Source organism: Streptomyces sp. NPDC098789 (assembly GCF_044759975.1).
Taxonomy (GTDB): Bacteria; Actinomycetota; Actinomycetes; order Streptomycetales; family Streptomycetaceae; genus Streptomyces.
Map to the genome: position 1 here is coordinate 231,818 of NZ_JBIWAJ010000014.1, position 14,549 is coordinate 246,366.

The 14,549-nt window shown below is 74.3% G+C and carries 11 protein-coding genes; 7 read left to right on the forward strand and 4 right to left on the reverse strand.

From position 1 onward, the window contains the following. Positions 1-67: 67 nt before the first annotated feature. The 6 genes from ACIQWR_RS26935 (at position 68) to ACIQWR_RS26960 (ending at position 6,100) form a co-directional block, all read left to right on the forward strand. On the forward strand, positions 68-640 hold the full coding sequence (locus ACIQWR_RS26935) for a hypothetical protein (RefSeq protein ID WP_404014446.1): 573 nt from the start codon (positions 68-70) through the stop codon (positions 638-640). A gap of 319 nt (positions 641-959) precedes the next feature. Then, on the forward strand, positions 960-1,445 hold the full coding sequence (locus tag ACIQWR_RS26940; RefSeq protein ID WP_404014449.1) for a hypothetical protein: 486 nt from the start codon (positions 960-962) through the stop codon (positions 1,443-1,445). A 71-nt stretch (positions 1,446-1,516) separates the two neighbouring features. After that, on the forward strand, positions 1,517-2,068 hold the full coding sequence (locus tag ACIQWR_RS26945) for a hypothetical protein (protein WP_404014451.1): 552 nt from the start codon (positions 1,517-1,519) through the stop codon (positions 2,066-2,068). A 15-nt stretch (positions 2,069-2,083) separates the two neighbouring features. Then, positions 2,084-3,307 (forward strand): MAB_1171c family putative transporter, encoded by a 1,224-nt coding sequence (locus ACIQWR_RS26950; protein WP_404014453.1) that lies wholly within the window; start codon positions 2,084-2,086, stop codon positions 3,305-3,307. Further along, positions 3,304-4,875 carry an amidase family protein gene (locus tag ACIQWR_RS26955; RefSeq protein WP_404014456.1) on the forward strand — a complete coding sequence of 524 codons (1,572 nt, stop codon included), beginning with the start codon at positions 3,304-3,306 and terminating at the stop codon, positions 4,873-4,875. Before ACIQWR_RS26950 ends, ACIQWR_RS26955 begins: the two co-directional genes overlap by 4 nt. 94 nt (positions 4,876-4,969) lie before the next feature. Then, entirely contained in the window at positions 4,970-6,100 is a 1,131-nt protein-coding gene (locus ACIQWR_RS26960) for a hypothetical protein (protein WP_404014459.1), read from the forward strand. A gap of 27 nt (positions 6,101-6,127) precedes the next feature. Here the strand turns inward: ACIQWR_RS26960 and ACIQWR_RS26965 are convergent, their stop codons facing one another. From ACIQWR_RS26965 to fusA, 4 genes are all read right to left on the reverse strand, one after another. Next, complete coding sequence (locus ACIQWR_RS26965) at positions 6,128-6,910, reverse strand: TIGR04222 domain-containing membrane protein (protein WP_404014462.1); 783 nt, start codon at positions 6,908-6,910, stop codon at positions 6,128-6,130. A gap of 54 nt (positions 6,911-6,964) precedes the next feature. Continuing rightward, a complete protein-coding gene (locus tag ACIQWR_RS26970) occupies positions 6,965-7,717 on the reverse strand; it encodes an SOS response-associated peptidase (RefSeq protein WP_404014465.1) in 753 nt (250 codons plus the stop codon). Between the two features lie 42 nt (positions 7,718-7,759). Further along, positions 7,760-9,094, reverse strand: a complete 1,335-nt coding sequence (locus tag ACIQWR_RS26975; RefSeq protein ID WP_404014468.1) for a pyroglutamyl peptidase — start codon at positions 9,092-9,094, stop codon at positions 7,760-7,762. Positions 9,095-9,239: 145 nt separating this feature from the next. Continuing rightward, a complete protein-coding gene (gene fusA, locus ACIQWR_RS26980) occupies positions 9,240-11,405 on the reverse strand; it encodes an elongation factor G (RefSeq protein WP_404014471.1) in 2,166 nt (721 codons plus the stop codon). A gap of 456 nt (positions 11,406-11,861) precedes the next feature. Between fusA and ACIQWR_RS26985 the strand changes: the two genes are divergently transcribed. Continuing rightward, on the forward strand, positions 11,862-14,519 hold the full coding sequence (locus ACIQWR_RS26985; RefSeq protein ID WP_404014474.1) for a SpoIIE family protein phosphatase: 2,658 nt from the start codon (positions 11,862-11,864) through the stop codon (positions 14,517-14,519). Positions 14,520-14,549: the final 30 nt, after the last annotated feature.

Below are 14,549 nucleotides of genomic sequence, written 5' to 3' on the forward strand. Positions count from 1 at the left end.
CTGACCACGTTTCCGACGCACCCCGTTTCCGACGCACCGTTTCCGACGCACCGGGAGACAGACCGCCATGGCGATGCAGCCGCCGCCCCCGACACCACGGCCCGATCCGGCGCCCGTCCCGCCCGGCGGGCCCGCGCGGGTGCTCGCCGAGCTGGCGGCCGTGGTGGCCGCCGCGGGCCCGGAGGCGGGCGGCGTGCTGTGGCGCATGACGCAGACCCCCCGCGGCCTGGACGCCAACATCGTCCGGCTCCGGCCGGGCGCGGTCATCGCGGAGCACACCGATCCGGCGCTCGACGTCCTGCTGATCGTCTTCGAGGGCGACGGCTTCCTCGGCACGCCCGGGGGCCGCACCGCGCTGGGCGCCCGTACGGTGCTCTGGCTCCCCCGGCACGCCCGGCGCTCGCTCGGAGCGGGCCCGGCGGGGATGCTCTACGTGACCGTGCACGTCCGCCGTCCCGGCCTCGCCATCACCTCCGCGCCCGGCCCGGGGGTCTCGGGGAGCACGCGGGGCCTCGGGAGGACCGAAGAAGGCGGAGAAGCGGCTTGTCTGCTGGACCGGGTCTGTGCGGACTGCGGCCGCCTCGCCGGCGAACGGGACGCTCTGTACTGCTCACGTTGCGGAGCGCGCCTGCCCCACTGACCCCGGGCACCCCGGGAGCGCGCCCGCGGCCGGTCAATTCCCGTCCTTCGCGGAGGGAGATGGAGATCTGCCCTCCCACCCGACTAAGGTGGTCGTGAGAGCCCGGATACCGCACCCCCGTCGGTATCCGGGCTTTCGTCGTGCCCGGACCCGGCTCCCGTCGCACCGAACCGTGCGGTCCGGCGGCCGGCGCGCTGCGACCGAAGCCTACCGAGTCCTCCAACACGCCGCTTTCGGACACCTGTTGGCCTGATCCGCTGCGCCGCGCCAGCCGGGGCGTCAACTATAGTTTAGCCCGGTCGAGAGGAAGCAGCGCACCGTGGCACCAGCAGTCGAGGGTCCGGACGACGGGACCGCGGAGAGGTCCCCGACACCCGTTCCGGGTGCGGGAGCGCCGTTCAGCGATCGACTGAACTACCTGTTCGACCGCGTACGTCCGCCTGGTGCGAAGGAGTTCAGCAACGCCCACGTGGCCCGGACCATCTCGTCGTACGGCAAGGAGAGTTGCACCGGTGCCTACGTCGGCATGCTCCGCAAGGGCGAACGGACCCCGACCATCACGCTCGTGCCCCTCTTCGCCCGGTTCTTCGGCGTGGAAGCGGGCTACTTCGTCGAGGACGAGGTCACCAGGAAGGTCACCGACCAGTTCGAACTGCTGCGCAAGCTCAGCGAAGCGGGCGTCAAGGAGATCGCCCTGAGGTCGATCGGCCTGTCCGCCAAGAGCCTCGGCAAGGTACTCGAAGCGATCGAGGTGGTGCGGGAACAGGAAGGGCTGCCCCCGCCCGGTGGGAAGCACGCGCCGTGACGCGCGTCCGCTGCCGGCCGCTGCCCCACCTCCGTCCATCCGTCCGTCCGCCGATCCCGAGAGGAAGCCGCATGTGGCGACGCCGTCGCGACCGTCGATCCGACATCGGAGCCACCGACGCCTTCGCGGCCGAGCGGCGCAGCAGGGCGTACCTCGACGCGTTGCGGCTCCCCGCCGTCTCCAGCGTGTTGGACCTGGTGCCGTTCATGGAGGAGCGGTTGGAGCGTTCGATCCGGCTCGTGCCCTTCACTCCTGACGCCTCGGACCCGGACGCCCTCGACGCCTCGGCCCCCTGCGGGCTCTGGCTGGCCACCGAGTCCACGGACTACGTCTTCTACGACACCGGCATCAGCAGGCCGCACGCCGAGATCATCGTCGCCCACGAGTTCGCGCACATGCTCAGACAGCACCGCGGCAAGGCGTCCTTCTCCACGGGGACCCTGGGCGGTCTGATCACCGACATCGATCCGAGCACCGTCCAGCTCGTCCTCGGCCGCACCCGCTACGACAACCCGGAAGAGTTCGAAGCCGAGATGCTCGGTTCGCTGCTGCAGGAGCACGTGAGCACGCCCCGCCGCGGCGACCAGGACACCGACCCCATAGCCCGTACGCTGCTGCGCTGACCCGGATACGAGCCCGTGAAAGACATACTGCACCCTTTGTGCCTGCTGATCGCCGGGACGGGATTCCTCTTCCTCCTGCGCGACCTCGGCAAGAGCCGCCGCGATCCCGCGCTGGTCGCCCTGGCGTTCACCTACGGCTTCTCCGCCCTCAGTTACGCCATCTCCCTCACCTGGGTGTGGGTGCGCATCGACGGCACGCTCGGCGTCACCAACATCGCCGTACCGCTCGCGCAGAGCTGCGTGGTCCTCGTCCTCGCGCTCCAGGGCACGGTGTTGGCCCACTGGTCCAAGCCGCTCGCCGAGGCCCGGCGCCGCGGTCGCCTGCTGCTCACCGCGGCCGCCGTGGTCATCGTCTGCATGGGCGTGCTGTTCGTCCTCCTCACGCCCGCGACGCAGCGGCCCACCGACTTCTCGCTCTACTACGCCCACGACCCCTTCTTCCAGACCTACCTGACGCTGTACATCGGCACCTACACCGCCGCCGAGTTCTACCTCGCCCGGTCCTGCTGGAAGTACGCCCGTACCGCCTCCAGCCCCTCGATCGCCCGCGGCCTGCGCCTGACCAGCATCGGCGCGGTCATCACCCTGGGGTACAGCGCGATCCGGATCGGCGCCGTCCTCGGCGCGGTCTTCGACTTCAGCGTCCAGCGCCTCGACCCGTACGCCTGGCTGTGCGGCGACATCGGGGCCGCCCTCACCCAGGTCGGCTACTTCCTGCCCACCCTGACCCAGCGGACCACCGCGGTGCGCGACTGGTGCACGGCGCACCTGCGCTACCGGCGGCTGCACCACCTGTGGTCGGCCATGGACCGGGCGGACCCGGGGATCGCCCTGCGCCGCCCGGCCCGCCAGCGCGACGAGCTGCTGCGCGGCCGCAGCGCCCACTTCCCGCTGCTGCGGCGGCGCGTGGAGATCCGCGGCGGCCAGACGCTGCTGCGCCGCTACCTGGACCCCGCCGTCCGGGCCGACTCCGAGGTCCGCCGCGGCGCGGCGGGCCTGACCGGCGCGGTGCTCGCCGCGGCGGTCACCGCCGACCAGATACGCGCGGCCCTCGTCCGCCACCACGCGGGCGAACCGGTCGACGCTCCGGCCGACTACGCGGACGCCGACCTTCCGCTCGCCACCCCGGAGGACGAACTGCTGCACCTCCAGCGGGTCGCCGCCCACTTCACCCCACCGGGGCAGGGGACGCCCGCGCCCGGCGACCCGCACAGCGCCCCGTCAGGAGCCCGCACGTGATCTTCCGCCGCACCCTGCTCGTCGCCTCGACCGTCGTCGCCGCGGCGGCGGCCATGACCTCCTCGGCCGACGCCCGGCCGCGCGCCACCGGCAGACCCCCGCGCACACCGCTGCACCTGGCCCCCGCCCACGAGCAGCTCGCCGCGCTGCGCCGGGGCAAGATCACCAGCCGCGCGCTGCTCCAGCAGTACCTGGACCACCACGACGCGGTGAACCCCGGGCTCACGGCCGTGGTCACCCTCGACGTCGGCGCCGCCCGCGCCGCCGCCGACCGGGCCGACCGGCACCTCGCGGCGACCGGGAAGCCCCTCGGCGCCCTCCACGGCCTGCCCATGACGGTGAAGGACGCCCTGGAGACGCGGGGGCTGCGCACGACCTGCGGTGCGCCCGACCTCGCCGACCACGTGCCCGCCCGGGACGCCGACGCGGTGGCGCTGCTGCGGGCCGCGGGGGCCGTCGTCTTCGGCAAGACCAACGTGCCGGTGATGTGCCAGGACATCCAGACCGCCAACCCCCTCTTCGGGACCACGAGGAACCCCTTCGCCGCCGACCGTACGGCGGGGGGTTCCTCCGGCGGCCCGGCCGCGGCGGTGGCCGCCGGGCTCAGCGCCGTCGAGATCGGCTCCGACCTGGCCGGTTCGCTGCGGCTGCCCGCCGCCTACTGCGGGGTCTACGCGCTGCGCACCTCCCGCGGCGCCACGCCGATCGTGCCGACCCGCGGCCACATCCCGCGGCCCCCGGACTGGGCCACCAGCAGCGACATGCTCACCCTGGGGCCCGTCGCCCGTACGCCCGAGGACCTCGAACTGCTCCTGGACGTGCTCGCCGCACCGGCCCCGGCCGACGGCGCCGCCTGGAGGATCGACCTCCCCGCCGCGCAGAAGACCCGCCTCGGCCAGTACCGCGTCGGCATCTGGGCCGATGACGCGTACTGCCGCGTGGACGCCGACACCCGTGCGCTGCTGGGCCGGGTCACCGATCTCGTGCGCCGGGCCGGCGCGCAGGTCGACGAAGCGGCCCGCCCGGTGGACTTCGCCGAGAGCGACCGGCTGTTCCAGCGGCTGCTGTACGCGACCTCGGCCGCCAGCGCGACGGACGCGGCGTACGCCGCCGAGGTCGCGGCGGCGGAGAAGGTCCCGGCCGATGATCCCGGCGGCCTCTACCTGCACGCGCGGACCATGCGGCACCGGGACTGGTGCGTGGCCGACGAGGCCCGGCAGCGCTTGCGCGCCACGTGGGCCGCCTACTTCGCCCGGCACGACGTCCTGATCACCCCGGCCGCTCCGACGGCCGCCGTCCTCGACCAGACCGCCGTCCCCGTGCCGGGGCGGTTCATCACGGTCGACGGCGTGCGGCGGCCGTACTTCGACCAGACGAGCTGGGTCAATCTGGCCGGGCCGGTCGGACTGCCCGCGCTCGTCCTGCCCGCGGGCACGACCGCGGCCGGACTGCCCCTGGCCGTGCAGGTCATCGGGCCGTACCTGGCGGACCGGACGGTGATCTCGGTGGCGAAGCTGCTCGCGCGGGTCCTGCCCGCACCGCCACGGGCCCCGGCGCTCCGCGTCTGACGGGCCCCCAGAACCGGGGCCGTCTCGCCTGACACGGGGGTGCAGACGGGACGGCCCCGCACTACGCCCATGCTCGACCAACAGGGGGAAACGCATGCGCAAGACCATGTCCGCGGCCGGGGCCGCGGTAGTCGCGGCCGGGCTGATCGCCGCGGCGGGACCGGCCGCCGCCTCCGGAGCGGCTGCGACGGGTGCGACGGCGGGTGCCGTGTGCAAGCCCGCCGTCAAGGCACTGGAGGAACTGGGCACCACCGGTCGGACCCGGCCCTACGCGCTGGGCACCGCCGACCGGACGGTGGGCACCTCGAACGACGTGCCCGCCTTCTGGGAGGGCGCCCGCGTCTTCCGGGTGCCGCTGCCGACCGGCTGGGCGAAGGGCAGCGTCCGCGCGATCAACGCCAAGGGCCTCATGGTCGGCGTCCTCGACCGGGCGAACGACCAGGAGCACGTGCTGTTCAGCTACCGCAAGGGGGACCGGCAGGTGACCCTGCTGACCGCTCCCGCGCAGGGCCTCTACGCCGGGATCGGCGTCAACGACGCGGGGCGGGTGGCCGGCTTCGACGGCCTGACCCCTCGGGAGTGGCAGGACGGCCGGCCGGTCCGCGAACTCCCGGTGCCGCCGGGCGTCCACCCGGCCACCCGGATCCAGCAGGTCACCGGGATCAACAAGCGCGGTGACGTGCTCGGACTGGCGAACGCCTACTACAGCGACGACAGCGGCAACGAGATCTGGGAGACCTACCCGGTCGTCTGGCCCGCGGGCGGCGGACCGGCCAAGGCCCTCGCGACGAGCGGCGTGCCGTACATCAGCCGCTCCAACACGCTCGCGGGCATCGACGACCGCGGTGTGGTCGCGGCCACCGACGTCGACGGCTACCACGGCGGGTCCCACGAGCGGGGCTTCGTCTGGAAGGCTCCCTACACCGCCGCGCCGACCGCGCTGGCGAAGCTCTCGGGGCGCGACGAGCTGGAGGTGACGGGCATCAGCCCCACGACCAACAGGCTGGTGGGGACGGCCCGGACGTACCTCGACGTCAGCCAACCGCACGCCGCGGTGCCGACCTTCCAGACGGGCGGCGGACCGGTGCGGGCGCTCCCCGTGCCCCGCCGGGACATCGACGAGGGCCAGGCCTTCGCCGTGTCCGACGACGACCGGGTCGCCGGAACCGTCTCCGGGAAGCCCGTGGTGTGGACCTGCGCGAGCAAGCAGGCCTACACGCCGTAGGAGCGGGCCCGGCGCCACTGCTCGTGCCTAGCCTCCGCAGCTCATGACCCCGCAGGAGGAGCCGCCGCCCCGGTCCATGGGTTCCCTCGGCGGCCGGGTGAGCAGGCCGCTCTCCGCGGTGAACCTCGGCAGCTGCTCGCGCAGCACCGGGGTTCCGAACAGTGCCACGTTCAGCAGGAGTTCGGCGGGTGCGCGGACGGTCGCCCGCCGGACCCCGATCCGTTCACCGCGCAGTCGGGCCAGCAGCGCCGCGCCCTTGTGGGTGCGGCGGGGCAGGGCGCCCAGCACCAGGGCGAACGCGCCCGCGAGGAGGGCGAGCAGGTGCCACGGCGGGTCCGCCCCCTCGACCAGCGCCCCGACGACCGCCGCACCGAGGGCGGGCAGCAGCACGACCCGTACGGCGACCGCCCGGCGGCGGGTCAGGAGCAGTCCGGTCCGTTCCGCTTCCCGGGCCTCCGGTGCGACCGCCCGGCTCACCCGCTCGATGACCCAGAGGCGACGCGGGTGCATGTGCCCGAACAGCACGTTGTACTGGGCCCGGGCGAGCCCGGAGCCGCCCCGGGGCGGCGCGGTGTCGACGCGCTGGACCGCCGCCGGCCACGCCGTCTCCACCGCGCCCGCCAGGTGCAGCTCCACCAGCGCCGTCTGTACCGCCGCCCGGCGGCCACCGCGCAACAGGGCGATCTCGACCGGAGTCAACGGCCGCCGCCGGGCCGGGTCGGGCGCGGGCCGCGCGCCGAACCCGAACCGCATCAGGGCGGCGGTCACCAGGAGCGACCAGGCCGCCCCCACGGACACTTCGGCAATCATGGCCTGCGACCAACTCCCCCACGGTTGCGCCGACATGGCGCCCTGGCGCCGAGGCTACTCCGGGGGCGCGGGCGCCGCACCGCCGGCCGGGGCGAGGAGCCGGGGGCCGTTGTTGCGGACGCTGTTGACCTCCGTGGACACCGCGCGCACCGCCAGGAGCCCGTCGGCCGGAGTGTGCAGCAGGGCGCGCAGTTCGTGGGTGTCGTGGCGGGTGGGGTCGAGCCAGGCTCCGTAGTCGTCCCGGTGCAGGGCGAGGGGCATGCGCGGGTGCACGCGGCCCGCCGCGTCGGTGGCCTCGGTGGTGATGATCGTGCAGGTGGTGAGCCACGCGGTCGGATCGTCGGCGTCCGCGACGGCCGGATCGCGCCAGAATTCGTACAGCCCCGCCATCGCCATCGGCGCGCCGTCCTCGGGCGCGATGAAGTACGGCTGCTTGTAGGCCTTCGCCCGGTCCGTGGCGGGGACGGCCTCCCACTCGTAGAAGCCGTCGGCGGGCAGCAGGCACCGGCGTTTCGTGAACGCCTTGCGGTAGGCGGGCTTCTCGTGGACGGTCTCCACCCTCGCGTTGATCATCCGGGAGCCGACCCCCGGGTCCTTCGCCCACGAGGGCACCAGGCCCCAGCGCATCGGCCGCAGCCGCCGCTCCACCGCGCCGCCGTCGCGGTCCGCGCGTTCGAGCACGGCCCACACGGGGTCGGTGGGCGCGACGTTCCAGCTCGCGGCCAGCGCCTCACCGGGATCCCAGTGGGCGTCGAAGAGTCCGGCCAGGTCGGCCGGGGCGCGGGACGATGCATAGCGGCCACACATGGTGTCCACTGTGCCACCCGGACGCCCCGGCCGCCCGCACCGTTACGGCAGGGTCCGCGTGGAGCCGTGGGCGGCGGGCCGGGCCGAGTTCCGGAGGATCGCCAGCACCTCGTCGGCGATGGCCGTCTCGTTCTGCTCGAAGGTGGCGTCGCTCAGCCGGGCCGGGTCCGCGGGCAGCCCGGTCAGGACGGGGGTGTGCAGGTGGCCGCCGGGGAGCCGGGGGTTCAGTTCGCCACGGAGCCGGTTGGAGCGGTAGGCGACCTCGTTGGAGAGGTAGCCGCCGCCTCCGCCCGCGACGGCGCGGGAGCCGGGGGTCGGGCCGTCCTCCCGGTCCACGGGTCGCTCCTGGCCGGCGGGTATCTCGGTGACGGTGGTGTTCAGCCGGACCGGGAAGGGGCTCTGGACGGCGGCCATGGCGTCGGTGGGCAGGGTGGTGCGCAGGAACTCCGCTCCCGGGCCCATGCCCGGGGCCGTGACGGGGTGGTCGCGGGTGCCTCCCGACAGGGCTGCGGCGTTGTCCGGGTAGGGGTCCGCCGACCGGGCGCGACCGGCCCAGTCCTCCAGCGTGAAGATCCCGGGATAGCCCTGGCTGATGCTGGTGATCATGTCGGCGGCCCGGGGCCCGGCCGCGAGGCGGGGGCCGTACGCGCGCTCCACGATCCCGGCGTCGAAGTCGGCGTAGCGCACGGGCAGGACGACGGCCCGGATCTCCACGGGGGTTCCGTCGGCGAGCGTCACGCGGCGGCCGTTCAGCCGCAGGACCGCGGAGCCGGAGGGGTTGGCCCGGCGCGGTTCGGCGTCCAGGCCGAAGGGGTCGAATCCGCTGACGAACAGGCGGCGCACCCCGGGGGCGCCGCGGAAGTCGTTGGCGGTGAGTCCCCGGGAGGCGTCCTCGAAGCGGCTCCGCAGGGCCGCCCGGTCCACCGGGAACCCCGGTCGCCAATCGGCCAGTTGGACGGTCATCCGCAAGCGGGTCCAGTACAGCGGGCGGTCGTCCCCGGCGGGCAGGTCCCCGCCGGGGCGCCGCCCCTGGGCCCGGTTCACGGAGGCCTGCCACAGCGCCTCGCCCCAGGCGTCGAGGAGCCGGCCGGCCTCGGCGGCGTCGCGCGCGCCGCAGAGCGCGGCCGGGAAGCGCCGTACGAAGTCACCGAAGGCGGCCCGCTCCGTGAAGGCGGCGGTCCGCGGGTCGACGAGCCGGGCCTGCTCCGGGTCGGCGGTGGAAGCGGGGGCCGGGGCGGCGGACGCGGGGGCCACGGCGGAGGCGGAGACGGAGGAGCCGCAGCCGGACGGGGCGGCGGCGTGCGCGACGGCGGGCGGGAGGACCGCGGTCACCCCCAGCAGGGCGGCGGCGAGGGCGGCGCTACGTAAGATCATCATGCCATGTGACATTACATAGCAGGGTGGTGGCGGGGTCAGTCGAATTCGGGGCAACCGCGGGACGCGACCGCAGGGCCCCCGCCCGAAGGCGGGGGCCCTGCCCGTTCCCGAGGTCCGCGACCTTCCCGACGGGAACGTCGGCCGGCTAACCGGCCGTCAGCACCTGCTCGCGCACCGTCGCCGGTACGGGGGCGTACCCCGTCGGCCGGGACGTGAAGGTCCCCCGGCCCTGGGTCCGGCTGCGCAGGCGGGACGCGTAGCCGAACAGTTCGGCCAGCGGCACGGCCGCCGTGACGGTCGTGGTCCCGGTCCGGGTGACGGAGCCGCAGACCCGGCCGCGCCGGGCCGCCAGGTCACCGAGCACGCTGCCGACCGCGTCCTCGGGCACGGTGACGAGGACCTCGACCACCGGTTCCAGCAGCTCCATCTCGGCCGCGCGCAGCGCCTCGCGCAGCGCGAACCGCCCCGCCGCCCGGAACGCCATCTCCGAGGAGTCCTTGGAGTGCGTGGCCCCGTCGGTCAACGTGACCCGCAGCCCGGTCACCGGATGGCCGCCGAGGGGACCCTCGACGAGCGCGTCCCGGCACCCGGCCTCGACCGCGCGGACGTACTCCTGCGGTACCCGGCCGCCGACGACCGACGACCGGAAGACGAGTCCGCCGTCGCCGCCGACCGCATCGCCGCGGCCCGCTCCCTCCGGGGCCTCGACGTCCAGGGGCTCGACGTCGATCACCACGTGCGCGAACTGACCGGCGCCACCGTCCTGCTTGACGTGCCGGTAGACCAGCCCGGACACCCCGCGCGCCACCGTCTCCCGGTAGGCCACGCGGGGCCTGCCGACGTCGACGAGCAGGCCGTGGCCGCGCCGGAGCTTCTCCACCGCGACCTCCAGGTGCAGCTCTCCGAGCCCCGACAGCAGGGTCTGACCGGTCTCCCGGTCCGTCCGTACGACCAGCGAGGGGTCCTCCTCGACCAGGCGGCCCAGCGCCGTGGACAACCGTCCGGTGTCCGTGGCGCCGCGCGCCTCGACCGCCACGGACACCACGGGCGCCGCGACCGTGGGAGGTTCCAGCACCAGCGGCGCCCCCGGTGCGCACAGGGTGGCACCGGCGCGGGTGGACTTGAGCCCGACCACGGCGACGATGTCCCCGGCCACGGCCCGGTCCACCTCGGCGTGCCGGTCGGCCTGCACCCGCAGGATCCGGCCGACGCGTTCGGTGCGGCCCGCCGTCGTGTCCAGCACGGTGTCCCCCTTCCTCATCGTTCCCGAATAGACGCGCAGGCAGGTCAGCCGCCCGGTCGCCGTCGCGTTCACCTTGAAGGCCAGCGCGGCGAACGGCGCCGAGGGATCGGCGGCGCGTTCCTGCTCCGTCCCGTCCAGGGTGCCCCGGACCGGCGGCACGTCCGTCGGTGCGGGCAGGTACGCCACCACGGCGTCGAGCAGCGGCTCGACGGCCCGGTCGCGGTACGCCGATCCGCACAGCACGACCACGCCCTCGCCCGCGTGGGTCAGCTCGCGCAGGGCGGTGACCAGCGTGGCCGGGGTGAGCGCCGCGGTGGCGCAGTACTCCTCCAGGGCGGCCGGGTGCAGCTCCGCCACCTGCTCCTCCAGCAGGCGTCGTCCGCGCAGCGCCTCCTCGCGCAGCTCCTCGGGCACGGCGAGCACCTCGAAGGACTGCGGACCGCTGCCGGAGGCCGCGGCCCTGGCGGCGCTCCAGACCAGCGCGCGCATCCAGACGAGGTCGACGACGCCGGTGAAGCCGTCCTCCCGCCCGATGGGCAGCTGGACCACCAGCGGGACGACGTGGAGCCGCTCGCGCAGCGAGGTGACGGCCGCGTCGAGGTCGGCGCCCACACGGTCCATCTTGTTGACGAACGCGATGCGCGGCACCCGGTGGCGGTCGGCCTGGCGCCACACGGACTCGCTCTGCGGTTCCACGCCGGCGACGGCGTCGAAGACCGCGACGGCCCCGTCGAGCACGCGCAGGGACCGCTCCACCTCGTCGGAGAAGTCGACGTGTCCCGGTGTGTCGATCAGGTTGATCCGGTGGCCGTCCCAGGTGCAGCTGACCGCCGCCGCGAAGATGGTGATCCCCCGGTCGCGTTCCTGCGGGTCGAAATCGGTGACGGTGGTGCCGTCGTGGACCTCGCCGCGTTTGTAGGTGGCGCCGGTGGCGTAGAGGACCCGTTCCGTGAGGGTGGTCTTCCCCGCGTCGACGTGCGCCAGGATGCCGAGGTTGCGGATCGCGGCGGCGCCGTTCGCCGTGGCCGTGGTGGTCGTGGTCGTCGTCGTGGTGGGTTCGGTGCGCATGGCCCGAGGCCTTTCCGAGGTGTGGGGCGAGAGGGCTGCGCGATGGCGGGCGGAACCGCGGTGGCGGCCCGCGGGCACGCCGCGGGGCCGCAATTCACCGGTCGGAGGGGAGGAAACCTGCACCCGTCGCCCGGACCTCCGGTGACGGCCGCGCAGCCGTCACCGGGAAACCGAGGACACCAAGATCACGTCGTACCGCGACCGGGGAACGAGGACGGTGGTGTGCTCACACACGGCCCTGCTCCCCTCGTTCGGTGGATCGACGACATGCGCACCGCGATCTCGTGGCGGCACGCAGTAGCGACTCTAGGGAGCCCGTCCGGGCACCGCACCGGGTTTTTCCGGCCCGTCCGCGTCACCGGACCGCGTGGGAAACGCCGTCAGCCGTACCCCGAGCGCCCGGCAGTGCTACAAAGGGTTGGTGACCCATCCTTGCAACCCGTACCGGGGACGTCGGTGCGGTCACTGAGCCGGAACCGCCCGCGCAGCGTCGCCCGACAGGTCTTCATCCTCCAGGTGGCGATCGTGGTGCTGCTCGCGGCGGGTGCGGTGCTGGCCCTGCTGCTCCAGTCCCGGCACGACGTCGACCGCGAGGCCCGCAACCGGTCGGTGGCGGTCGCCCAGACCTTCGCCCACTCCCCCGGTCTGCTCGCCGCGCTGCGCGCTCCCGATCCGTCGAAGATCCTCCAGCCGCTCACCGAGGTCGCCCGTAGGGACGCGGGGGTGGACTTCATCGTCGTGATGGACACCCACGGGATCCGCTACACCCACCCGCTGCCCGACCGGATCGGGAAACGGTTCGTCGGCACGATCGAGCCCTCCCTGGCGGGCCGGGTGCAGACCGAGAGCGTCCGGGGGCCCCTGGGCAAGGAGATCCAGGCCGTGGTGCCGGTCTTCGCCGAGGGCGACAGCGGGCCCGTCGTGGCCCTGGTCTCCGCCGGGCTCACGGTGAACAACGTCACCGGCGTCTTCGACCGGCAGCTCCCCGTCATCCTCGGGGCCAGCGCGGCCGGCCTCGCTCTGGCCACGGCCGGGGCGGCACTGATCAGCAGGCGCCTGCGCCGCCAGACGCACGGGCTCGGTCCGCTCGAAATGACACGGATGTACGAGCACCACGACGCGGTGCTCCACGCCGTCCGCGAGGGCGTGCTGATCACCGACGGCACGGGACGGCTCCTGCTGGCCAACGACGAGGCCAAGCGGCTGCTGCGGCTGCCCTCCGACGCCGAGGGACAGCTCGTCGGAGAGCTGCCGCTGGACGGGCACGTGGCGGACCTGCTGCTGTCCGGCCGGGTCGCCACCGACGAGGTGCACGAGGCCGGGGAGCGCCTGCTGGTGATCAACCAGCGGCCGACCCGTCCCGGCGGCGGGCCCGAGGGCGCGGCGGTCACCATCCGGGACTCGACCGAGATGCGTGTGCTGAGCACCCGCGCCGAGGCGGTCCGGCGACGGCTCAAGCTGCTCTACGACGCCGGTGTGGGCGTCGGCACGACCCTGGACGTGGAACGGACGGCCCAGGAGCTGGCCGACGTCTCCGTGCCGCGCTTCGCCGACTTCGCGACCGTGGAGCTCGCGGAGGCGGTCCTGCACGGCGACGAGCCCACCAACGCGGCTCCGGACCTGCGCCGCACCGGGTTCAGCGGGATCCGGGACGACGTGCCGCTCTACCCGCGCGGCCGGCTGATCGTCTTCGCCCCCTCCACCCCGCAGGCCTCGGCGCTGGACACCGGGCGGGCCGAGCTCATCCCCCGGCTCGCCGACGCCGCGGGCTGGTACGCGCAGGAGCCGGCGCGGGCCCAGGCCATCCTCGACTACGGGGTGCACTCGCTCATCACGGCGCCGCTGAAGGCCGGGGGCGTGGTCCTCGGCCTGGTCAACTTCTGGCGCTCCGACAAACCCGAGCCCTTCGACGAGGAGGACCTCTCGCTCGCCGAGGAACTCGTGGCCCGGGCGGGGATCACCATCGACAACGCGCGGCGCTACACCCGGGAGCACGCCCTGGCCGTGACCCTCCAGCGCAGCCTGCTGCCGCGCGAGCTGCCCGAGCAGAGCGCGGTGGAGGTGGCGCACTTCTACCTGCCCGCCCAGTCCGGCGTGGGGGGCGACTGGTTCGACGTGATCCCGCTGCCCGGCAGCCGGGTCGCGCTGGTGGTCGGCGACGTCGTCGGCCACGGCCTGCACGCCGCGGCGGCCATGGGGCGGCTGCGCACCGCCGTGCTCAACTTCTCCTCCCTGGACCTTCCCCCCGACGAGCTGCTGTCCCGGCTGGACGACCTCGTGCAGTACATCGGCCAGGGCGGCGAGGGCGGGGCGGACACCGGCCTGCTGGGCGCGACCTGCCTCTACGCCGTGTACGACGCGGTGAACCAGAGCTGCACGGTGGCGCGGGCGGGGCACATGCCCCCCGTGCTGGTGCGGCCGGACGGCGCCGTGGAGATCCCGGAGCTGCCCGCGGGGGCGCCGCTGGGACTGGGCGGTTTCCCCTTCGAGGCCACGGAGCTCCAGCTGAGCGAGGGCACCCAGCTGGTGCTGTACACCGACGGCCTGATCGAGGACCGGACCCGTGACATCGACGAGGGGCTCGACCTGCTGCGGACGGCCCTGGCCCACACCGATCCGCAGTCGAAGCCGCAGGACACCTGCCGGACGGTCCTCGCGGCGCTGCTGCCCGCTCGGCCCCGCGACGACGTGGCCCTGCTGGTCGCGCGCACCTCGGCCCTGGACCCGGACCGCATCGCCGAGTGGGAGGTGCCGTTCCACGCGAGCGCCGTCGCGTCGATGCGGGCCCGCGCGGTGGCGAAGCTGGCGGACTGGGGCCTGTCGGAGCTCTCCTTCGCCACGGAACTGGTGCTGAGCGAGCTGATCACCAACGCCATCCGGCACGGCGCGGAACCGGTCCGCGTGCGGCTCCTCTTCGACCGCGTGCTGACCTGCGAGGTGTTCGACGCCAGCAGCAGCTCGCCCCGGCTCCACTACGCCACCACCACGGACGAGGGCGGTCGCGGGCTGTTCCTCGTCGCCCAGCTCAGCCGCCGCTGGGGTGCCCGGTACACGCCCGAGGGCAAGGTCATCTGGTCGGAGCAGCCGCTGCCGGGTCCCCCGCAGGACGGCTGAAGCCGGGTGGCGACCGGGAGGTCCCGGCCG